Raw genomic sequence first — 291 nt, 5'->3', positions numbered from 1 at the left:
GTTTATCATGTTTAATACCTGCACATAAAGGTTTAAGTGCTTCATCATACCAAATCACTTCTAGTTTTTCTTCTTTAATAATTCTTAATGCTACTTCTTTTCTATTTTGCATTGAATAGTTCTCATCTACACTAAAATATTTTTGCCTATAATTCATTTTTAGCATTTTATCAATTGCTTCTTTTTCACTGTCAAAAGAATAGTTAAGACTAACACTCCCCCTTTCTCCAACATAGAAAGTTTCATATTTATTATTATCAGAATCAAACCACATAGTAAGATGGTATTCTC

General features: G+C 28.2%; 1 pseudogene. It reads right to left on the bottom strand.

Going from position 1 to position 291, the window contains the following annotated elements:
* Nucleotides 1–291, bottom strand: a pseudogene (locus AJN60_RS10030) (hypothetical protein); the annotation flags it as partial.

The sequence above is a fragment of the Campylobacter sp. BCW_4323 genome, from assembly GCF_001763115.1.
Taxonomy (GTDB): domain Bacteria; phylum Campylobacterota; class Campylobacteria; order Campylobacterales; family Campylobacteraceae; genus Campylobacter_D; species Campylobacter_D jejuni.
The sequence above is the reverse complement of the archived record's forward strand: the minus strand, read 5'-3'. Positions and strand labels throughout refer to the sequence as shown.